Annotated in this window: 21 protein-coding genes; 3 read left to right on the forward strand and 18 right to left on the reverse strand. The window is 42.8% G+C overall.

Annotation, left to right across the window (positions count from 1 at the left end):
• Positions 1-51: 51 nt before the first annotated feature.
• Both ccpA and ACR65H_RS15405 read right to left on the reverse strand, forming a co-directional pair.
• Positions 52-1,050 carry a catabolite control protein A gene (gene ccpA / locus ACR65H_RS15400; RefSeq protein WP_440501429.1) on the reverse strand — a complete coding sequence of 333 codons (999 nt, stop codon included), beginning with the start codon at positions 1,048-1,050 and terminating at the stop codon, positions 52-54.
• 112 nt (positions 1,051-1,162) lie between these two features.
• Entirely contained in the window at positions 1,163-2,245 is a 1,083-nt protein-coding gene (locus ACR65H_RS15405; RefSeq protein ID WP_440501519.1) for a bifunctional 3-deoxy-7-phosphoheptulonate synthase/chorismate mutase, read from the reverse strand.
• A 141-nt stretch (positions 2,246-2,386) separates the two neighbouring features.
• Here ACR65H_RS15405 and ACR65H_RS15410 point away from each other — a divergent pair, with 141 nt between their 5' ends.
• On the forward strand, positions 2,387-4,534 hold the full coding sequence (locus tag ACR65H_RS15410; protein WP_440501430.1) for a cell division protein FtsA: 2,148 nt from the start codon (positions 2,387-2,389) through the stop codon (positions 4,532-4,534).
• Positions 4,535-4,597: 63 nt separating this feature from the next.
• Here ACR65H_RS15410 and ACR65H_RS15415 read toward each other — a convergent pair whose 3' ends face one another.
• From ACR65H_RS15415 to ACR65H_RS15455, 9 genes are all read right to left on the reverse strand, one after another.
• Positions 4,598-5,236, reverse strand: a complete 639-nt coding sequence (locus ACR65H_RS15415; protein ID WP_440501432.1) for a YtxH domain-containing protein — start codon at positions 5,234-5,236, stop codon at positions 4,598-4,600.
• Positions 5,237-5,267: 31 nt separating this feature from the next.
• Complete coding sequence (locus tag ACR65H_RS15420; protein ID WP_440501433.1) at positions 5,268-5,753, reverse strand: DUF948 domain-containing protein; 486 nt, start codon at positions 5,751-5,753, stop codon at positions 5,268-5,270.
• A 189-nt stretch (positions 5,754-5,942) separates the two neighbouring features.
• A complete protein-coding gene (gene murC / locus ACR65H_RS15425; protein ID WP_440501434.1) occupies positions 5,943-7,256 on the reverse strand; it encodes a UDP-N-acetylmuramate--L-alanine ligase in 1,314 nt (437 codons plus the stop codon).
• A gap of 146 nt (positions 7,257-7,402) precedes the next feature.
• Entirely contained in the window at positions 7,403-10,057 is a 2,655-nt protein-coding gene (locus ACR65H_RS15430) for a DNA translocase FtsK (protein WP_440501436.1), read from the reverse strand.
• 157 nt (positions 10,058-10,214) lie between these two features.
• On the reverse strand, positions 10,215-10,820 hold the full coding sequence (gene ytpR / locus ACR65H_RS15435; protein WP_440501438.1) for a YtpR family tRNA-binding protein: 606 nt from the start codon (positions 10,818-10,820) through the stop codon (positions 10,215-10,217).
• The gene (locus ACR65H_RS15440; RefSeq protein ID WP_440501439.1) at positions 10,817-11,644 is read right to left on the reverse strand and encodes a DUF1444 domain-containing protein; all 828 of its coding nucleotides are present in this window, start codon (positions 11,642-11,644) and stop codon (positions 10,817-10,819) included. The genes ytpR and ACR65H_RS15440 overlap by 4 nt, the downstream gene beginning before the upstream one ends.
• Positions 11,645-11,707: 63 nt before the next feature.
• Positions 11,708-12,223 (reverse strand): hypothetical protein, encoded by a 516-nt coding sequence (locus tag ACR65H_RS15445; RefSeq protein ID WP_440501441.1) that lies wholly within the window; start codon positions 12,221-12,223, stop codon positions 11,708-11,710.
• Between the two features lie 83 nt (positions 12,224-12,306).
• Positions 12,307-12,900 carry a DUF84 family protein gene (locus ACR65H_RS15450; RefSeq protein ID WP_440501442.1) on the reverse strand — a complete coding sequence of 198 codons (594 nt, stop codon included), beginning with the start codon at positions 12,898-12,900 and terminating at the stop codon, positions 12,307-12,309.
• 8 nt (positions 12,901-12,908) lie between these two features.
• A complete protein-coding gene (locus tag ACR65H_RS15455; protein ID WP_440501444.1) occupies positions 12,909-13,982 on the reverse strand; it encodes a M42 family metallopeptidase in 1,074 nt (357 codons plus the stop codon).
• 162 nt (positions 13,983-14,144) lie between these two features.
• Here ACR65H_RS15455 and ACR65H_RS15460 point away from each other — a divergent pair, with 162 nt between their 5' ends.
• Positions 14,145-14,459, forward strand: a complete 315-nt coding sequence (locus ACR65H_RS15460; protein WP_440501445.1) for a hypothetical protein — start codon at positions 14,145-14,147, stop codon at positions 14,457-14,459.
• Between the two features lie 67 nt (positions 14,460-14,526).
• On the opposite strand, the gene ACR65H_RS15465 is transcribed toward ACR65H_RS15460, so the two are convergent.
• The 5 genes from ACR65H_RS15465 to pepV are packed head-to-tail and all read right to left on the reverse strand — an operon-like array spanning position 14,527 to position 19,343.
• Complete coding sequence (locus ACR65H_RS15465; protein ID WP_440501446.1) at positions 14,527-15,372, reverse strand: YtnP family quorum-quenching lactonase; 846 nt, start codon at positions 15,370-15,372, stop codon at positions 14,527-14,529.
• 25 nt (positions 15,373-15,397) lie between these two features.
• Entirely contained in the window at positions 15,398-16,042 is a 645-nt protein-coding gene (gene trmB / locus ACR65H_RS15470; protein WP_440501447.1) for a tRNA (guanosine(46)-N7)-methyltransferase TrmB, read from the reverse strand.
• An 18-nt stretch (positions 16,043-16,060) separates the two neighbouring features.
• Complete coding sequence (locus tag ACR65H_RS15475) at positions 16,061-17,047, reverse strand: nuclease-related domain-containing protein (protein WP_440501449.1); 987 nt, start codon at positions 17,045-17,047, stop codon at positions 16,061-16,063.
• Between the two features lie 32 nt (positions 17,048-17,079).
• Positions 17,080-17,934 carry a D-amino-acid transaminase gene (dat, locus tag ACR65H_RS15480; RefSeq protein WP_440501451.1) on the reverse strand — a complete coding sequence of 285 codons (855 nt, stop codon included), beginning with the start codon at positions 17,932-17,934 and terminating at the stop codon, positions 17,080-17,082.
• Entirely contained in the window at positions 17,931-19,343 is a 1,413-nt protein-coding gene (gene pepV, locus ACR65H_RS15485; RefSeq protein ID WP_440501521.1) for a dipeptidase PepV, read from the reverse strand. Before pepV ends, dat begins: the two co-directional genes overlap by 4 nt.
• A gap of 269 nt (positions 19,344-19,612) precedes the next feature.
• Here pepV and ACR65H_RS15490 point away from each other — a divergent pair, with 269 nt between their 5' ends.
• Positions 19,613-19,834 carry a DeoR family transcriptional regulator gene (locus ACR65H_RS15490; protein ID WP_239431539.1) on the forward strand — a complete coding sequence of 74 codons (222 nt, stop codon included), beginning with the start codon at positions 19,613-19,615 and terminating at the stop codon, positions 19,832-19,834.
• A gap of 173 nt (positions 19,835-20,007) precedes the next feature.
• Here the strand turns inward: ACR65H_RS15490 and ACR65H_RS15495 are convergent, their stop codons facing one another.
• Together ACR65H_RS15495 and ACR65H_RS15500 are read right to left on the reverse strand one after the other, a co-directional pair.
• On the reverse strand, positions 20,008-20,724 hold the full coding sequence (locus ACR65H_RS15495; protein WP_440501453.1) for a pseudouridine synthase: 717 nt from the start codon (positions 20,722-20,724) through the stop codon (positions 20,008-20,010).
• A 3-nt stretch (positions 20,725-20,727) separates the two neighbouring features.
• Positions 20,728-22,344 (reverse strand): putative polysaccharide biosynthesis protein, encoded by a 1,617-nt coding sequence (locus ACR65H_RS15500; protein ID WP_440501455.1) that lies wholly within the window; start codon positions 22,342-22,344, stop codon positions 20,728-20,730.
• Positions 22,345-22,375: the final 31 nt, after the last annotated feature.

Here is a 22,375-nt window from a genome sequence, read left to right on the forward strand (position 1 = left end):
ACATTAATAAAGCTGTTCCGGATAATCTCGCGGAACAGCTTTTAGCTTTAATTATTTCGTCGATTGACGTACTTCCTTATGATACGGCAAGATCACATTTATATCTTCAACTTCCTCACCATTCATAAGCTTCGTCAACAGACGCATCGAAACCGCTCCTAAGTCATATAGCGGAACGATAATGGCCGTCAATTGCGGCCTTACTGCACGTGACAGCAACGTATGCTGGAAACAGATCAATTCGAAGTCATCCGGCACTGAAAAACCGTCATCTCTAATTCCATTCAAAACACCTACTGCAATTTCATCATTCCCAGCAAAAATGGCAGTTGGTTGCTCTTCGAGGTTTCGTATAATGGACCATTTTTCATATGCGTCATCGTACGTATTATCCGTTTCAATGAAATATTCTTCAATGATCGGAAGGCCAGCTTCCTTCAATGCCCTCTCATAACCGACCTTCTTACACAATCGATTGATGTCTCTGGACATCGGACCGCTCACATGCGCGATGCGTTTATGGCCATTTTCAATCAATTTTCTCACTGCTTCATATGCTGCTTCTTCATGATCTATGTTCACCGTCGGCAAATCCGTCTCAGTGCCCAAAGTACCAGCCAAGACAATCGGTACATTCGCTGTTGCCATTTCTGACCGAATTTCCTCCGAAAGCGAATCGCTCATGAAAATAAGGCCATCTACCTGTTTGCCGAGATGGTCTTCTAACAGCTCCACTTCCCTCGTCGCCCGCTTATCTGAGTTGGACAAGATAATATTGTATTCGTACATCGTCGCAATATCCGCAATCCCCCGAGAAAGTTCGGCATAATAGCTTTTTGAAATGTCCGGAACAATAACACCGACCGTCGTCGTCTTTTTACTTGCAAGCCCTCTCGCAACAGCGTTCGGACGATAACCGAGACGCTCGATGCATTCAAGCACCTTTTTACGTGTTGCCGGTTTTACGTTCTGATTTCCGTTCACAACACGTGAAACTGTAGCCATGGAAACATTTGCTTCTCGTGCTACATCATATATAGTTACTGCCATTGACGAATCTCCTTCCCATCGTATGTATTCGCTTACTTTCATTATAAACAAAACACCGGATCCTTTAAAGGTCCGGCGTTGTTTATAGAATAATTAAAATAACAACCCTTGCTTAGACAGTTTGATGGGTGTTCATGAATCTTTGAATTTCTGCGTAGAACTCATCGAATTGTTTAATATCCATTTGCTGTGCAGAATCGGATAGTGCAACAGCTGGATCAGGATGCACTTCTGCCATTACTCCGTCCGCACCTACTGCAATTGCCGCTTTTGCAGTCGGCAGCAACAAATCTTTTCTGCCTGTTGAGTGAGTGACGTCAACGAAAACTGGTAAATGTGTCTCCTGTTTTAAAATCGGTACTGCAGAAATGTCCAATGTGTTACGTGTTGCCCGTTCATATGTACGGATTCCGCGCTCACAAAGCATAATTTGGCTATTGCCTTTAGAAATGATATATTCAGCCGCATTGATGAATTCATCAATTGTCGCCGCCAATCCACGTTTCAGAAGTACTGGTTTATTCACCATGCCTGCTTCCTTCAACAATTCAAAATTCTGCATATTGCGTGCCCCAATTTGGATAACGTCGATATAATCTAGAGCCTCTTCCAAATGGGAAGGGGTAATGATTTCCGTCACGATCGATAAGCCAGTTTCATCAGCGACCCGTTTCAAAATTTTCAATCCTTCCAGGCCAAGTCCTTGGAAATCATAAGGGGAAGTACGCGGTTTGTAAGCGCCGCCTCTCATCATCGTCAAACCTTTTGCCTTAATGGATTGCGCAACTGCAAGAACTTGTTCATATGATTCAACGGCACAAGGGCCAAAAACAAATGTCGGTTCCCCATTCCCGATTTTTTGCCCATTGACATCTACAATCGTATCTTCAGGCTTGCGTTCACGGGATACAAGCAATGCATTGCGTTGCTCATCTTCTTGAATTTCCAACGCTGACATGAAAATCCCTTTAAAAATTTGTTCTAGAACCCCGTTTGGAATCGGGCCATTATTCGATTGGACTAATGCGTTAAGCATTTCTCTTTCACGGATCGGATCATATCTGTTGACACCTTGCTTTTCCTTCACTCTACCAATTTCTTGGACAACCGCTGTGCGTTCATTGATCAAGTCCAGGATTTTAGTATTTAACTCATCTACTTGACCTCTAAGCTGATCTAAATCATTTTGTCTCATCATTATGTCTCCTCCCCGTACACATCATTCCCTTTTCGAAGCGGGAAATCTATGTTACATTTTTATATAATAGTCCTTAGTATAATGAAAAGTATTTGAAAAGTCACGTCATTTTTATAAATTGTTTAATTTCGTTAGTATTTGACGAAAAAGAGGTGTATTATTCTGTCGAACAAACTATTTGCACTTGATATCGGAACTCGTTCTGTCGTAGGCATCATTCTAACCGAACAGGACGGCATTTATCACGTTGACGATCTCGTCACAATTGAACATAAGGAACGCTCGATGATTGATGGACAAATACATAATATTGTAAGTGTCGCCAATGTCATATCTGAAATCAAATCCATTCTAGAAGAACGCCATGGGATGCTAAAAAAAGTAAGTGTCGCGGCTGCAGGACGAGCACTGAAAACGATGGAAGGCTCCATGACGATCGATATTGCCGGGAAACCGCTCTTCACTTCAGAAGATATTAACCGGCTTGAATTAGCCGCTGTACAACAAGCACAACAGAAATTACTATCTTCTGTATCCACCGCTGATGACTATTATTATTGTGTCGGTTATTCAGTTCTTCATTACAAGCTGGATGGAGATGAAATTGGCAGTCTAATTGATCAAGCCGGAAGGACAGCAACAGCCGAAGTCATTGCAACCTTCCTCCCTCGCGTCGTCGTCGAATCGCTTTTATCCGCATTGAAACGGGCCGAGCTTGAGATGGAAGCGTTGACGCTCGAACCGATTGCCGCCATTAATGTTCTCATTCCGCCATCCATGCGCAGGTTGAATGTGGCGCTCGTCGATATCGGCGCAGGAACATCGGATATTGCGATTACAAATAATAATACAGTCGTCTCGTACGGCATGGTTCCGATTGCTGGGGATGAAATTACAGAAGCGCTCAGCAACAACTACCTTCTCGATTTTCCGGTAGCCGAACTAGCAAAGCGTACTCTTGCAACTGCCGAAACGATTACAATTACTGATATTCTAGGATTTGAACAGCAAGTACCATCTTCGGAAGTACTTGCCGCCATTAAACCTGCCATCGAAAAGCTGGCGACGAGCATCGCAGAAGAAATCAAAAAACTAAATAACAGGAAATCACCTCAAGCTGTCATGGTTGTCGGCGGAGGCAGCCTCACACCACACTTAACAAAAGAACTGAGCAGCCGACTAGATTTACCAGAAAACCGGGTAGGTATCCGTGGGCTGGATGCATTGTCTGAAGTCACTCTATCGGATGGAATCATTTCAACCCCTGCCCTCGTCACGCCAATCGGCATCGCGATTGCAGCGAGAAGAGCACCTATCCATTATATGTCTGTTACTGTGAATGAAAAAACGATACGCTTATTTGAGTTAAAAGAAATGACGGTCGGTGACGCATTGCTTGCAGCAAATATAAAAGCGAGACAACTATACGGCAAGCCTGGCATGGGAATGTCAGTTACATTGAACGGAAGCCTTATGACAATCCCTGGTGAACATGGCAGTTCATCCAAGATATTGTTAAATGGAAATATTGCAAGTACGAAAGATTTCATTTCAAATGGGGATGAAATTAAACTCGAGCCTGGAAGGAACGGAAATGATGCGTCAGCAACCATCCGGGATTTGATTGGTGAGATTTCTCCTATCGAGGTGACATTCAATGAACGTAAGCATACAATCGTACCACGTATTGAATGCAACGGCATTCCTGTTGATCTTGATACAATCGTGAATGATAGGGATCAAATAAGTTATTCCTCCATAACGAAACTGAATGATGTCCTTTCAGTACTCGGTATTGAAACTATTGAGCCATTCGAAATATACGTGAATAACAAAAGAACGCTACTGGAAAAATGGACTACCCAGTTTTTCATCGGCGATATGCCAGCCTCACCGGATCAACATCTAAAAGATGGAGATGTTATCAGATTAGGGATTCTAGATCCACCAACCGTCGACGAAGTCGTTTCTTCTATGAACCATTCGGCTCAAACAACAGCGGTTACATTCAACGGGGAGCCTGTAACGTTGACAAACAGCGGGTCTCCTATATTATTGAACGGCAAGCAAGTGGATGCTTTTGAGATTGTTCGTCCTGGAGATCGTCTAACAATAGCAGAAGCTTCTAGCAGATCGTTTTTATTCAGTGACATTTTCCTTTTCATTAACTATACCATGCCGAAGACATCATCCACTTCCTACCAATTGCTGCGCAATGGGGAACCAATTGGCTTCAATGATCCGATTTTCAGCGGAGATGCGTTAGAGATTAAATTCGATTCCTAAAAAAATCATACTAAAAGCCAGGCATCCAAAAATGGCTGCCTGGCTTTTTATTTTTCTTTCTTTTTACTTTTCTTTTTCAACTGAAATATGATTTTGATTCACATTTTTTTCTTGTCCGATATTTTCACTGTTGTCATAGGAAACATTGCTGTTTTTGGTCGATTGATCCTCAACAGCTTTTTTATCATTACCCGTGGAAGTCGATACAAAATCCATTGCTTCTTCACCTTCAGAAGAGGCTGTTCCATCATCCATAGGAACCGAAGTCTTATTTGTCATCGATTTCACTTTATCGACGAGTTGTCCAGATTGCTCTTGGATCGTTTTTGTCAGGCCGTCCGTCTTTTCCTTCGCTACTGAAGTGATTTCCGTCGCTTTATCCTTCGCAACAGCACTCAATTCAATTCCTTTATTTTTAATTTGTACAGCTTGCTCTGAAAAATCGTCACGCATTTCTCTGCCTGTTTTAGGCGCAAGGAACAATGCAGCAGCCGCTCCGATAACTCCTCCTACGAGAGCACCTAATAAGAAGCTCCCTGCACCGGAATTGTCATCGTCATAAAAATCGTCCGTATTCGAACGGTATGGATAGCTGACAGGCAATTGGGATGGTTCACCAAAAGTATTTTTATATTCTTGGTTACCGTAATATTGGCGATCAAAATGAGTATCGTTATAGTTCGGTTTTAGTTTTTCAGTCATGTGAATCCCTCCGTTATAATTTTTTCAGTTTTTAACGGCCATCCGGACTCGGCAGCCTTTTTTGACTCGTGTCTGCTTTATAAACAGTCCATCCTGATGATTTTTCTGTTTTCATATCTTTTACTTTACCGATGATGCCGAATGCGACGTTGCTCCATTGAACAACTTGGGCTATTTTATCACTGTTCTTCTCGGCTTCGACAGTGATAGAATTGGTGACTCGGCGAACTGAACTATTTAAGTTGCTAACAGAGTCCCCTACCCCTTTCACTGCATCAACAACAGTGTTCAATTTTTCGGATTTCTGTTGAATATCCTCGGCAAGGGCATTTGTCTTATGAAGAAGTTCAGTCGTTTCCGACGTTACCCCTTCCAACTGGTTCGTCAAGCCATCCAATGTTTCGGAAACGCTTCGTAATGTTGTTTTCAATGAACCTAATGTCATTGCAAGGCTAATGCATAAAATCAAAAATGCGATTGCAGCCACTATGGCAGCAATATACAGTAAAACTTCCATGGCAATCCTCCTCCCGATAAACATCCATAAATAATTTTACCCTTTATATGAGGTAAATAAACGCCGCCTACTCTAACCTTTTTCGACATTCTTTTCTAATCTCCTGCATTTTTTCCGAAATAAATTATTTCTGGATATTATGATAAAGACTCATATATAAAAATGTAAAAAACAGCTGACCCGTGGGGATCAAGCTGTTTCTTCTTTTTTTGTATGTTCAGCGAAGACGTTTAAATACTTTTGGATATCGCCTGCGCCCATGAATAGATAAACTGCGTTTCCGTGGGCATCGAGTACATCGATATTATCCAATTCAAGATGCTTCGCTCCAGGAATTTTGCCGACAAGATCGTCAATCGACAAATTGCCTGATTTCTCCCTAGCGGAGCCAAAAATATCACATAAATAGACGTGGTCGGCCCCTGAAAGACTATCTGCAAATTGTTCGAGCAACGCTGCTGTCCGTGTAAACGTATGCGGTTGGAAAATCGCAATGATTTCTTTATTAGGATACTTCTGCCTTGCAGATTGCAATGTCGCTTTAATTTCCGTCGGATGATGGGCATAGTCGTCAACGATCGTTCTACCGTAAGACTCTGTTACAGTAAATCGTCTTTTCACACCATTAAACGTCGCCAATCTCGCTTCAATGCCTTCAACCGGAATTCCTTCATAGTGGCATAATGCAATAACACCTAAAGAATTCAATATTCCATGGTCACCCGCCAATGCGATTGTAAATGTATGGAAAAATTCATTCCGCACATACACATCAAATGACGCACCTTTCTCCGATTTCACTATGTTCTTTGCAGAGAAGTCATTCACTTCATCAAAGCCATAGTAGACAACAGGAACATTCGCTTTAATTTGTTGCAAATGAATGTCATCTCCACAAGCAATAATTGCTTTTTTAACGCGTAAGGCCATTTGGCCAAATGCTTCCATCACATCATCCAGATCTTTAAAATAATCCGGATGATCAAAATCTATATTCGTCATGATGGCGTAGTCAGGCTCATAGGCAAGGAAATGACGTTTATATTCACACGCTTCAAAAACAAAGTACTCGCTATCCTCGACACCTTTGCCCGTACCGTCTCCGATCAGATAGGATGTCGGTGCATTCCCGGATAAAACATGTGCCAACAGTCCCGTCGTCGATGTTTTTCCGTGGGATCCCGTAATACCGACCGAAATGAATTTTTCCATATAGTTACCCAAAAACTCATGATAGCGTATTACTTCTACTCCCAATTCATGGGCTTTTACAATTTCAGGATGACTGTCAGGGAATGCATTCCCGGCAATTACAGTCATCCCAGGCTTAATATTATTTTCATCAAAAGGTAAAATGGTTATTTTTCTATCATGTAACGGATCTTCCGTAAAGAAATATTTCTCCACATCAGAGCCTTGTACTGCATAAGATGAATCATGCAGGATCTGTGCAAGGGAACTCATCCCTGATCCTTTGATTCCTGTAAAATGGTACAATGTCATAATGCAACCTCCCGGGATCAAAACTGTTCCCACATTCTGGAACACCAGCCGAAAACTATTGCTTAACGGCTAATCCCCCATTCTTTTTTAGTATTCTCTATTCCCAATTCTATTTCTAATGAAGCATCTTTTATATTTCTTCACATTTAAACAGTTTTCTCATTACCATTAAGAAAATGGTTGAGTTCACTTTCCGTCAAATAAACTTCCCGTGCTTTGCTTCCTCTTTGCTCGGAAATGAAACCTAGTTTTTCCATACGATCCATCAATTTCGCTGCACGATTGTAGCCAATGCTAAAGTTGCGCTGCAATAAGGATGTGGAAGCACTGCCTTGCTCGATTATGAACATGCAAGCATTAGCAAATAAAGGATCAGACTCCTCTTCTTCCATCGTATTCGCCAGTAAATCCTCCTGACCGAATAAATAATCCGGTTCTGCTTCGTTTTGAACGTGTTCTATTATACGTTCAATTTCAGCATCCGTGACAAATGTACCTTGCAACCGCACAGCGGAGGACTGACCGTTTCCTAGATAAAGCATATCACCTTTCCCAAGTAGCCGTTCAGCTCCTGGTGTATCAATGATTGTGCGAGAATCAATCTGAGAGGAAACAGAAAATGCAATCCGAGTCGGGACATTCGCCTTGATTGTTCCAGTAATGACGTCGACAGATGGCCGTTGAGTCGCAATGATCAGATGGATTCCGCATGCTCTTGCTTTTTGAGTAATTCGGCTAATAGAAACTTCTACATCTGCAGGAGCCATCATCATTAAATCCGCAAGTTCGTCAATAACGATAAGTAAATAAGGCAGTTTCAAAGAAAACTTGCGGTCCTTCTCTGCCATTTCATTATATCGTTCAATATTTCTTGCTCCGACATGGGCAAATAATTCATATCGGCGCTCCATTTCACCGACCGCCCATTTAAGCGCGGCAGTCGCAGCCTTCACGTCGGTTATGACAGGGCTCAACAAATGCGGGATGCCATTGAATGGAGCAAGTTCCACCATTTTGGGGTCGATGAGCAGCATCTTCAAATCTGCAGGTGACGCTTTATACAATAAGCTAATCAAGATTGAATTGATGCACACCGATTTACCAGATCCGGTCGCTCCAGCAATCATCCCATGTGGCATCTTGCGTAAATCCAATGTTACTGGCTCACCCGTCAAGCTAAGTCCTAAGACCGCTTCTAATGGAGATTCGGAATCTTGAAAGCGTTTCGTTTCAATTACTTCCGATATTCGGACCGCTCTTGGCTTTCGATTCGGGATTTCAATGCCAATGGAGCTGGTCCCTGGAATCGGTGCTTGAATACGGATATCCTCCGCTGCTAGGGCTAATTTAAGATCATCAGTCAGATTACGGACTTTACTCACTTTTGTTCCATGACCAACCGTCAATTCGAATCTTGTGACGGTTGGGCCTTGCACCGCTTCAATAACATTCGCCTGTACTGCAAAATAGGAAAGCGCTTCTTCCAGCTTTTCAGACTGGGACTGCAGCCAATCAGTATCTTCTATATGCTCTTCAGGCTGAATAAGAAAGCCCTTTGAAGGGAATGCATAATAAGGTTGTTCTTCCATCTCTTCAGGAGCATCATCAATTTCAGCTGAAACTTGTCTTGATTCCGTTTTAATAGCATCTGTTCTTTCGATATTATTAGTTGTGGAATCAATGCTGGAGTAATTGGTTATTCTTTTTTCCCGTTCCTCATATTTCAGTTTATCATTTTTCAGCATAAGGACATTGAATGGCACTATTTTTTCTTTTTTCTGCTCTCGGTGCTCAGGCACAGTTTCACTTTCTAGCTGCAATTCCGTTTCTTCTGTCGGCTCGAAATCTTCTTCTATCGGTAACTCCATTAATTCCGCCGGTTCAAGATTTTCTCCTACCGGTAATTCCATTGCTTCAATCGGTTCGATCTCTTCTTCTGCTAATGACGCTATTGACTCCATTGGTTCGAACTTTTCCTCAGCTGAAGTTGCCGTTGTATAGTCAGGCTCAAGCTTTTCTTCGATTACTTCATTCGAAGGTAAATCAAGTTCTAACTCTTCCTCGGCAGTGGGCAGAGGTATAGGCTCAAACTCTTTTTCTGCCGATTCGGCAAGTGTCGTTTCTTCAACTTCGCAAGCCAACTTTTCTTTATCTACAGTATGTGCATGTTCTTCCAAATCAATGCGATGAATTTCTTCTACAATGGTTTGTTCACTAGTGAATTCAGCCTCATTTTTAATAAGATCCTTACCGGAAACAGCCGGCACCTTTGTCAATGCGGACTGTGATTCTACTTTATTTACTTTCGGTCTTGAATAGCCATAAACCGGAGATGGCACCTCAGTTGGCGTGAATGGACGGTTGCTCTTTTTCCGAATGATTGCCGAATTACTTTCCTCTTTATCTTCTGCAACGGCAGTCTCTTTTTTCGGAGCTTGCTTCGGAATGATTTCCCGTTCTGGTTCGTATTTATTTTGATACTTCAACGGTGCAGTCGCCCTGTGAATTTTTGGTTTTTCGTTTCCACCCGGCCATCTTTCATTTTTATATAACGGTACAGGTTCAAAGCCATCGTTATCCAAATCCGTAATTAAATTATCTGCTTTTTTTCGTTCGTTTTCCGGATCGGGTTCCCAGCCATAAATTTCAGCATCGGTTATGATCGGAAAACGAAATGCAGGCTTTTCGAGACGTACTTCTTCTTTACTTTCCTCCAGCTCAATATCATTAAAACTTTCTTCGAATTCTTCATTTTTTTCAGTATCAAATATGCGATTCATCATTTTTTTAATCCAAGTCAAATCTATCACTCTTTTCAAGTCGATCATTCTATTTTAGCAGGTTTTCATCAACTAAATCAATCAGATGGCCAAAATAAGAAAAACGTACTGCTGTAAACAGTACGTTCAATCAATTACGACTTGGCGTAATTGCTGGATTAAGTAAATATATTACAAATTATATTACAAATGTTTCTCCGGGTACTGCATCTTCTGAAAGGACCATAATGCCTTTTTCAGCTGGGGCATTCGGGATGCCAAGCTCTTTTGCTGAACAGATCATGCCCGATGATGCAATTCCTCTAAGTTCTGCATCTCTTATGACCATTCCGGATGGCATTACCGCTCCTACTTTTGCTACGACAACTTTTTGACCAGCATCGACATTTGGTGCACCACAGACAATTTGAAGCGTTTCATTCCCAACGTCGACCTTGCAGACACTTAATTTATCTGCATTTGGGTGCTTTTCTTTATCAACGACGTGTCCAACAACAAACTTAGGGCTGAAATCTACATCCAATTCAAGCTCCACACCATTAGCCTTTAGTGCTTCCTTTAGCTGACCGACAATTTCTTCCGTCGTTTCAACTTGACCATCGGCTTCTACCTTCACATAATTAGAAGCGTTGAAGACGTTGAAAGCTACAACGTTATTCGTTTCCTCGTCTTTAATGATTGCTATGTCCTGATTTTTTTCGACTTCTTTATTATTTGGGCGTTCTGTCGTTAGTTGGACGAAAAGCACGTCGCCCACTCCGTTTTGATTGTAAAAAATATTCATTTCCTCTTCCCTTCCTTTCGAGCAACCCGATTTTTTGCCATAATGAAAATCGGTTCCAATTTACCATCTTCATAAATAAATGACAAGGACGTGACAGGCACTGCTCCAACTGTGAAAAATTGCATCGTCATTTGTGCAAGGACATCATATCCTGTGTCGTTTCGAATGTCGCCAATAATGAGAACGTCTTGGTGGGGAACCGAAACGGTCATATGTCCTTCAATTTTCTCTTCCATTTCCTTTAGAAAAGATTGATTCAAAATACGGCTCGCATCGTATCCGTCATTATTATTGACGAAATAAAACATATTGCCAGCCACTTCATCCTTTTTCATATTTGTTGGTAATGCTCTTACTTTAAAAAGTGCGGACTCTATTATCTCCGACTCCGTCATGCCAATGGAATCTAGCATTGATTCGTCTATCAGACGATACGTCGTTCCCAAGTCCAAAGCATAGAAAATTCTCGTTTCAGCAGTGTGGTCTTTTACGATAAAACGATCTCCTGCTTTCGATGTTTGAGGGAATGAAGTAGAGCGGATAACCGGATAAATTGCATTCTCTGTCACAAATCCGTCTTTCTGTTCTTTTTCCATCGCCTTGAAAGTTTCCCTTATCGTATAGACAACTTCATTGATTGCTGCTTCTTGCTTTGTTTCATACTTCGCAAGGATTTCCGGCAAGGAAATATCCATCCCTTTTTTCAGAACAGTATGCTCTAATCGGACTTTATCAGTTTTCCGATCGAAACGCCATTGCAGATTTTCGGACGGCAAATGTTCTTTTAATAATTCCACTAGTTGTTGTGAATTCATACCTTTCATCCTTTCTTCAAAAATAAACGGCCGCTCGCCGCAATTGCGCCGGGTGACCGCCTAGTCTATGGATTACGAGCCTTGTTCGATGGATCGTACAATTTCCATCATTTTGCCCATATTCACTTCTATATTTTTGTTTTTTGTAATTGTTGTCATCTTAATTCCACCGACACTTGCAACAAGCTCAACCTGGTCTTCGCCCTTTTTTACAATCGATGCGAAACCGAAATATCCATCATCGGTAAATACTTCCTCAACCCGCTTGTCATCCTCTGTTCTAGTTAACAGATCATAAAAGAGTCTGCTATTCTTATCTTCATTCGGATTGATGAAAAGGAGAAATGTCTCATCGCCTTTTTTCATAACAATGTTTTGAGCATCGGACTTCTCTTCAATCGTAAATCCAGCTGGTTTATATAAAGAAACTCCATGGACTTCATCATTCACATGTTGATCATGTAATTGAAAGGCTTCTTTTGCCGAGAGAATTGCCTCAGCGGCTTGTTCATCGAAAGTTTTACCGCATGCGGTTAATACACTAATGGATAGGAATGCCAGGAATAAGAATTTCCACAGGCGGAACATTCAGCTTCCTCCAATCGTACATTTTTAATCAAATACCGATACCTATTTTAAAGATAATACTGCTTATATGCAAATTTCGCGATTTAGTTAGCCTTCTTATAGTATTTTAATTGGCCTATCAATAATTGCATGACATGTTCGAACAGTAAATCACGGGTGATTGTATGGGCTGTAAACATCCCGATAGCTCCTTCGCTATACCGGATGCCGCTTTCTTTGAAATATTCATCGACAACAACCCCTAGTTCACTGCCTTTCTGTAATTCAGAAGCGATTTCGTCAGGCAGCGGAATCTGAGCTCCTGCAGCTGTAAACGACTTACCGGACGGCAGCACGAGCGCTCCCCAGTTGCAAACGAACATCTCGTCACCAAGCATGCGTACTCCGCCTTCCAATCCGATACCGATTGCCCCTACTAATTCATTAGCGGCATTCGTTGCGCGGTTCAAAGCTCCTGTCCTTGTTTCCTCATCTCCAAAAGGCTGTTCTTTTACTCCGGAAGGAACTTTCACTGTGGACAGTTCACTTCCTGGAAAATGGCTTTCAATCACCGCTCTTGCCGCTTTCACTTTCGCCTGATTGGTAGACCCTATGATGAATTTCATGCTGTTCTCCTTTCCGTCGAAAAAAGCCATCCCCATTGCAACTGAAAGGATGGCTCTATTTTTAATCGGCATTGATTCAATCACATATTACTTTTGATTGTATCAACTGTCGTTTTATCGCAAGCTTTCACCAGTTTTATGAGAAGCTCCTTCGCTGCTGCGTAATCATCTGTATGGATGATGGAAGCAGACGTGTGGATGTAGCGAGAGCAGATTCCAATTACGGCGCTTGGTACACCTTCGTTAGAAATATGCACTTGTCCTGCATCCGTCCCCCCCATTGAGATGAAATATTGATAAGGGATTTTATGCGTTTCTGCCATATCAAGGATGAATTCACGCATTCCCCGATGAGTGACCATTGAACGGTCAAATATACGCAGCAGCGTCCCTTTTCCTAGCTGGCCAAATTCTTTTTTATTCCCAGAGGCATCATTTGCCGGGCTTGCATCCAAGGCGAAGAACAAATCCGGGTTGATCATACGTGCAGCAGCCTGCGCTCCACGCAACCCGACTTCCTCCATGACGTTTGCTCCTGAATAAAGGGTATTCGGCAAAGTTTCCCCATGGACTTCTTTCAATAGTTCGATTGCCAAGCCACATCCATAACGGTTATCCCAAGCTTTCGCCAAAATCTTCTTTTCGTTTGCCATCGGCGTGAATGGGCAGATCGGCACAATTTGCTGGCCAGGACGGATGCCGATTTTTTTCGCATCTTCTTTATCGTCCGCTCCAATATCGATAAGCATATTTTTAATATCCATCGGCTTATTTCGAACTTCGTCACTGAGTAGATGTGGCGGAATGGAACCGATAACACCGACAACCGGCCCTTCATCTGTCATGATTTGGACACGTTGCGCCAATAGCACTTGGTTCCACCATCCTCCAAGCGGTTGGAAGCGAAGCATGCCGTTATCTGTTATAGCAGTTACCATGAAACCGACTTCATCCATATGGCCGGCTACCATGATGCGCGGACTGTCCTCGGAGCCTTTTCGTACGCCAAACACACCACCAAGGTTGTCTTGAATGATTTCATCGGAATACTTCGCTAGCTCCTCACGCATATACTTGCGTACCATATGCTCATTTCCTGGCGCGCCAGGCAGCTCGGTCAATGTTTTGAACATTGTCAACGTTTCGTTGTTCATGAAAAGTTTCCCCCAATTCGATATGTACTTCTTCTAGTATAGTGTACGTATTTGAAACTTTCCATCATAATATTTAGGTTTCCGAACTACTATTTCAGCAGTTAAACATTTTTTTGAAATATGGTACACTTGGGGAAGATTGATGGAGGGGGTTTCTTAGCCATGAAAGTGAAAGATTTCGTTGCAGGGGTTTTGACAGGTGTAGCTGCTGGACTGGTTGTCAATCAAGCAATCGGGAAGATGAACCCGAACACTCCGGCAGAACATGTCCTGAACGCAGTGAAGGAGTCCTTCAAAAAAGAAGGCCCGATCGATGGCTCGTGGATCGTCATGAAACCTGAGCCGTTTACTAACAATGTCTTGTCGATGGAAGTATACCGAGGCGGCATCACGAGAATTCGGAATGGTGAACTAGAACAATTTGAGTTTGCGGCGAATTCGCAAACAGGTACTGTCGTTGAATTGATACAAAAATGATTCATAATAAAAGCAACAGTTGAAAGAGCAAAGCAAAGCTTGTCTTCATCTGTTGCTTTTCTATTTCTTATTTTGTGCGTTCGATTGATTCGATGATTTCCTTGCCGCTTTCATCCCACTGGACGAGACGATAAACCGCATCATGATAAAAAATGAATCGATATCCGTTCGGCAATGCTTCTTTCATTAGCTTTTCCTTTGCAAAGATCGAAGTCATCGGATAATCATCAAAAGCGAGCACCCATAGCGGATTGCTATGAGCATGCGTCGGCATAATGTCCCCCATATGAATGAGCGTTTCACCGTTTCGGGTCAGCTTAACAACGCTATGTCCGTCGCTGTGGCCTCCAGTATGGATCATCTCAATGCCCGGCAATACTTCCACTTGGCCTTCGAAAGTTTTCACTTGGTGCTGGATCGGCTCCCAATTTTCTTTCCAATACGTATTCCTTGAACGAATATTAGGATTCCTCATCTCATCCCATTCAACTTGAGAAACATGAATTTCAGCGTTCGGGAAAACAGAGACTAGCGTGTCATCCTTCCAGCCGGTCAACCCTGCAGCATGATCATTATGTAAATGAGTCATGAGGACAATATCGATATCAGCAGGCGTCAATCCGAGCTCCTCCAAGCTTTCCTCCACCTTCGTCTCAGCACGGACACCGAGATTGCGTTTCTGCTTGTCCGTAAGTTTTCCCTTCCCGATCCCTGAATCTATGATGATATGCTTTCCTTCATAGGCAATATAAATAGGATCAGTCCGCAGCTCTATCAAGTTATTTTCGTCGACATCATATTTGCGCGACCATAACGCTTTCGGAACGACCCCAAACATCGTCCCGCCATCAAGAAAATTGACTCCCCCATCAAGCCAAGCAAGCTTCATATCGTGAAAATTGTATGTATCCAAACAAAACCTCCCCTTTCACTCGTCATTAATTATTGAACATTGCTTCCAAACGATATATCGGCTGCCCTTTTGCTGAAAATTTCTCTTCATATTCGGTCATAATATTGTCTTCGGGCATTTCTGCATGCAGATCAAGCGACACATCTTGAAGGATCATTCCATAAGCAGACATCGAAACAAGCGAGTATTCAAATAGCTTTCGATTGTCAGTCTTAAAGTGGATTTCCCCTCTATTCTTCAACGCTTTCTCATAGCGTGCCAAAAACGATTCGTGGGTCAATCGGCGTTTTGCATGGCGGGATTTCGGCCATGGATCGGAAAAGTTCAAGTAAATTCGGTCTAATTCTCCAGCTTGAAATAAACCCTCTAAATTCGCGCCATTTCCTCTTAAAAGGCGTAGATTGGAAGGCTTTTCTGCCTCTATGACCTTTTCTAAGGCGGAGACGATGACATTATCAAAATGCTCGATTCCTATATAGTTGACGTCAGGATTGGCTAAAGCCATTCCGATGATAAATTGCCCTTTTCCTGTCCCGACTTCAACATGGATCGGATTTTCATTGCCGAAAACCGATTTCCAGTCAATTGTTGTTCCTTCTTCTTCATGGATCAGTACATCAGGATGTTCTGCCATGAAGTCTTTTGCCCACGGTTTATTGCGTAGCCGCATAATTCATTACACTCTTTTCTATTCGTTATTATCAGGTTCTCCCTGCTCCATCTGCTCTTCAAAAAGTCTGCTCACTGCAGTAGTTTGTCCCAAATCCAAAATCGATTGGGCCGCTTTGAATTGGTTGAACTTCATCGGAACAGTCGATTTCCGTAGTGAGTCGAACCAAGCCCCGTATGTTTTTCGATCAACGATATCCGTGTCAAACGGCAATCCCGGATAATCGATATAACCATTTCTCGAAATAACCAATTTCTTAATAGGGAAATCTATGTCATTCGCAGCAAAAATTCCTAATAGTATTTTCTCCATCCGACTCAGTCCGATAAAAGGATTCAATACCCTGGATTCTTTATCTCCGAATTTTTTCGTCCAAAAACGATCGCCATTTCCAATGAACGCCGCAGCGTCCTCCCCTTCCAACACGGTGATGCATAGGCATTCTATAGGTGTAACGAGTACAATGTCAAGTTCAACAGGTGCTTTTTTCACTTTGAGAATTGGATAATAGAACAGAAGATAGCTGTCAGGCAGCTGCTGGGTAAAGCTTCTTAACAATGTATCCCTCATAAAGCTTGCATCCAAATTCGACTTTTCCATCATCGTTGAGCTTGCCCATTTCAATTGGAAATGGAAAAGCTGGTCCAAGTAAAGCTTTCGAAGCTGCTGTTCGGTTTTTGGGTTATAGATGATGTTCGGATTAAAATCCAATACACCTACATCATCCTGTTCATCGTTCGCTGTTTCGATCGGCTCCGCTTCTTCAGAACGACCTTTCCGATTGCCAAAGAGACGGAAGAGAGGGGAGTACCATTTCCCCTCCTCAGCCGGCTCTTCCGCCTCATCAGGAATATGCTGCCATTCCGACAAGTCAACGCCATGCTCCCATTGTGTTTTCATCCGTTTCCATTGGGAGTTTTTCAAGCGGATATATTGTGTCGGATAACGTGATAAATCATTTTCATAGCGTGATACATAATCAAGCAGTTTGACGAGTTGCGCCAATTTCATCCACTCCGATCAGTAGGCAAAGTACATTATTCCCCCGCCACGGTCAATGGAATCTGCCGTGCGAAGGCCTCTTGCAATTGTCTTGTTATTACCCCAGGCGCTCCGGATCCAACCGGTTTCTCATCGATCAAGACGACAGGAGTGATTTCTGCAGTAGTCGAAGTTATGAAAAATTCATCCATCGCAGCCATTTCTTCAGGAGTGAATGCCCTTTCTTCGACAGGAATACCCATTTCAGCGCAAAGCTTCAATACAACTTGGCGCGTAATTCCGTTCAAGATAAGATTTGTAGCAGGATGTGTAATGACGACCCCGTCTTTCACACCAAATGCATTGGAAGATGATCCTTCCATGACGAGTCCGTCACGGATAAATATCGCCTCTGCACAGCCCGCTTCATAAGCCTCTTGTTTCGCAAGGACATTGGCAAGCAAGTTCAAGCTTTTAATATCGCAGCGCAGCCAGCGGACATCTTCAACCGACTTCACGGAGACACCGCCTTCAATATTGCTCAACGGCCTTGGATTATGGATTGCATAGGCGGTCACAACAGGAGCAACAGATAGTTCAGGGAACTGATGGATGCGCGGAGACGCCCCTCGTGTCACTTGCAAATAAATATGGCCGGTATTCACTTCGTTCACTTTCACTAATTCTTTCGCAATGTCAATGAGCTGTTGTTCCGAATAAGGAATTGCCATTTTAATTTTCTTAGCACTCTGACAAAGGCGCGCAAAATGCTCCTCTGCTGTGTACAATTCCCCATCATACACTTTAACGACTTCATACACTCCATCGCCGAAATAGTATCCCCTATCGTCTACAGAAATGTTCAAACTATCCTTGCTCGTGAACTTCCCATCAATAAAATAAATCGTCATTCGTTTTCCCCTTCCCCTTTATCGGATGCAAGACGGCTAATTGCTTCCGTGTATATAGCTGTCGCCTTTAATAAGTCCTCAATATATACATATTCATCCGCTTGGTGAGCGACATCGTCCCTTCCAGGGAAGAGCATACCGAAAGCGACTCCCTTATCAAGCACTCGGGCATACGTGCCTCCGCCAATCGCCAATAGCTCTGCCTCTTCACCCGTATAGGACGTGTAAATTTCCTGCAACGTTTTAATGAATGGATCATTCGCATCGACATGATGTGGTTTCGAGTTCGATTTCACAGTCAAATCGAATGATGAATCCTTTAGTCTGTCATTGCAAGTTCCGATTTTCTCTTCAAAGGGATACGTGACAGAATACCGCATGCTCACTAGAACTTGACCGCCTTGTTCAGGAGTGAAAGAAACGATGCCGGCATTCAATGTTGTATCGCCAGAAATTTCATCATTATAAGCTAACCCGAGAAAGCGGCCTCGACTCTCCGTCCCGAATGCGTCGAGAATAAATTGGGTAAAATCCTTCGATTCGCCTTCTTCGAAGATCTTATTCAGGAACGCGGCTAGTAGTACAGCAGCATTTACACCGTTATCCGGCTCCATCGCATGTGCAGACTTGCCGTGAAAACGTAAAACCGCCTCACCGTCTTCCTCGACAATTGAAGCCACAATACCGTGTATATTCGTGTAGCTTTCAAACTTACTTTGAATATCCTTGAAATCGAATCCTTTAATATGTGCTTCCGCATAATCGGGCACCATATTTGTCCGGTCGCCCGATTTGAAATGAAGAAGCTGCCCATCAGCTTTTTTCGTCTTTTGAGTAAACACTAATGTGGAGATTCCTTTTTCTGCGTTGATGATTGGAAAATCTGCATCTGGAGCAAACCCGATTGTCGGCATCTCTTCTTTTTCAAAATAACGTCGAACACATCGGAAACCGCTTTCTTCATCCGCCCCAATAATGAGCCGGACTCTTTTGTTCAAAGGTATGCCAGCTTCATTCACTAATTTCATGGCGTGCCAAGCAGCGATTGTCGGCCCCTTATCGTCAATCGCCCCACGGCCAAACAGTTTTCCGTCCTTCACGGTTCCATCAAATGGGCCGAATGTCCAATTGCCACCGGCAGGTACAACATCGACGTGACAGAGGATGCCAAGCAGTTCATCCCCTTCTCCCATTTCAATATGGCCAGCCATATTGTCGACGTTCTTCACAGTAAATCCAGCTTTCCTACCTTCCTCCAGCATCCAATCGAGCGCACGCTTCGGCTCCGGACCAAACGGTGCATCATCAGTTGACAAGCTTTCATCAAGCACCGACGGAATGGAAATCAATTGTTTCAAGTCATCAATTACAAGTTCTTCTTTTTCCAACACTTTATCATGCCAATTCACCAATCCAAGCACCTTCTTTCTTAATACCCTATTTTCACATGTTCGGTCCAGAAAATAAAGAGCTAAACAATCTCAACAGAATTTTTACAAAAAATTCATGTACTATTAGCAAAAATGAGTTATACTTATATTGTCAGAACATTGCATCTGACGCAAAGTTCTGATGAAAGGAGTGCATTGTCGGGGGGCAGTTCAACTAACATACGGTACATTCAATAGTCTCATGCCCATCGTTTTTGGAAAATGAAGATGAAGGAGTGGTTCCACAGTTGAATCCAGCTACTGATCGTATGCTTACCCGCATCAAGGACGTATATTTATATATCCTTGACAGGGGTATTGTCACAACGGAAAATGTTGTTGAAGAATTCGGCATCACAAACCGCACAGCGCAAAGAGACTTGAATGTCCTCGAATACAACGAGCTCATTACAAGCCCGGCCCGCGGAAAATGGACGACAACAAAGAAAAAAGTTAAATTGCCTTCATGATGACACTTCCATAAACAAAAGCGAAGGGCGCCTGACCAGAGGCGACAGGCATAAGGCGAAGATGCGGCGTGGCATTCTTTGCCACAGAGCAACTTTGACTTATGACCCCGAGACTCTTGCGCCCTGAGTCTAGACGTAACAAAATATGAAAAAGCTGAACCGAGTAATTCGGTTCAGCTTTTTTCATTGCGGAGCATTGCGACTTCCTCATCGGTCAGCTCCCTGTATTCCCCTAAGTATAAGGAACTATCCAATTCCAGGGGTCCCATCGATAGGCGTTTCAAATAGACGACCCGCTTCCCGACCGCTTCGAACATCCGCTTCACTTGATGAAACTTCCCTTCAGTAATCGTCAGCTCAATTTCTGACGTCTCGCCTGATTGCAATATACTGAGTTGTCCCGGTTTCGTGAAGTAACCATCGTCCAACGTGACCCCTTCTGCAAACTTTTCAATATCAGTTTCATCGACGTTCCCATCGATACGGGCGTAATACGTTTTTGGAACATGCTTCTTCGGAGACAGTAATTCATGCGCCAGCTTGCCATCATTTGTAATCAATAAGAATCCTTCTGTATCCTTATCAAGCCTTCCTACAGGGAAAGGTTCAAAATGACGATGCTCCTCATCCAGCAAATCGATGACAGTTCTATCCCGGTTATCCTCAGTTGCAGAAATGACACCTTGTGGTTTATTCAACATCAAGTAAATGAATTCCTTATAGACGACCCGTTCACCGAGGATTGTCACTTCATCCTTTTCCGGATTAACATGGAGCGCCGCATCCTTCACCGGCGCATCATTCACCTGAACAGAACCATTTTTCAATAGCTGCTTAACTTCCTTACGAGAACCATAGCCCATATTCGCCAATAATTTATCGAGTCGCATTTCTCACCCTCCAAAGCCAAGCTTCTTTGTAATCTTCGTCAATCGATCGCCGAACAGCTTTTGCGCAAGTCCCGATTTCAAAGAAAGGGCTCCGTAAACAACTACTCCTACAACCGCACAAATTAAAACATATAACAATGCCTGCATTTTGCCTTCTACAGGATTAATTGCAAGCAAACCTTTTAATGTAAAGTGAACAGCAATAAGCATAATGATGTTGAAAATCCCAATAAGGATGAGGCGTCTGAATACCATTTTCGAACGATAATGTAGAACTCTCGATATGACATATATATTGATCCCGACTGCAATGGCATATCCAATCGCCGTAGCAGCAATCGCACCGTTCACTTCAAAAAGTTTGATGAGCGGGATATTCAAAATCATTTTAAATAAAAGTCCCGTTAGCGAAGTGAAGACGATCCATTTGTGCTTGTCGATCCCTTGCAGGATAGCGGCTGTTACTGTAAAGAGACCGAACAGGATGGCGACGGGTGCATAAGAGGCGAGAACCTCCGCGCCAGCCGTACTTTTGCTATATAGGAAAGTATAGGTTTCATTCGATAGGACAATCAAGCCAAGAACCATCGGAACGGTCAAAAACAGCATGATTTGAAATGTTTGGTCGAGTGATCGGGTAATTCCTTTCTGATCTTTCTTCGTATAAAAGCTTGTAATGACCGGAATCAAAGCCATCGAAAAACCGGTAGCCACCATAACGGGAATCATGACGACTTTATGTGTCAAAAAGTTGAGCATTGTAAAGTAGTCATCCATTACGTCCGATAGGCCGATCGATTTCATCGCATTATTAAATGTAATCATATCTACAAATTGGTAAAGGGGATTAATGACTCCGACAAGAACAAATGGGATTGTATACCCTATTACTTCTTTATACATATCAAGAAAAGTAATATCGCTTGCTGGCGGACTGCTCGCATACAGTTGATTGAATTCAGGTTTATACTTCATCCAATATTTATATAATACAGCAAGGCCAGCAACCGCGCCGATGAATGCTGCAAATACCGCAAATTTCACTGCTGTCCTCGGAGAAAGATCCATGACATTCACTACAATGAACGCTCCAAGCAACACGAAAAGAATTCGGACAATCTGCTCAACAAGTTGAGAAACAGAAGTCGGTTCAAACTTCTGGTTACCTTGAAGATACCCACGTACAATACTCATCAATGGGACAACAAGTAGCGCATAACTCACCCACCGAATCACGGATGTAACTTCCGCCATCGTATATCTTTGGTCATCATCGACCACGACAAGATGCGCAATAGGTTCAGCCAGAAAAAATAATATCAAGAACGACAAGATGCCTGTAACTAACATGACAAGCATGCCGGATTTCATTAATTTCCGTCCAGTGGCATAGTCGCCCATCGCATTATATTTCGATACGAATTTTGAAATGGCAAGTGGTGCACCAGAAATCGCAACTGCCAAAGCTAAATTGTATGGAATGTATGCATATTGATACAAACCGATATTCTCAACCCCGACAATCGCGTAAAACGGTATGACGTATAAAAGACCAAGCGCCTTCGATAAGAAGAGGCCGATCGTTAAAATGGCCGTGCCTTTAACAAGATTTGATGACATATTTGATCCTTCCAATCATAAGAACTACTCC

It is taken from the genome of Sporosarcina sp. SAFN-015 (genome assembly GCF_059415085.1).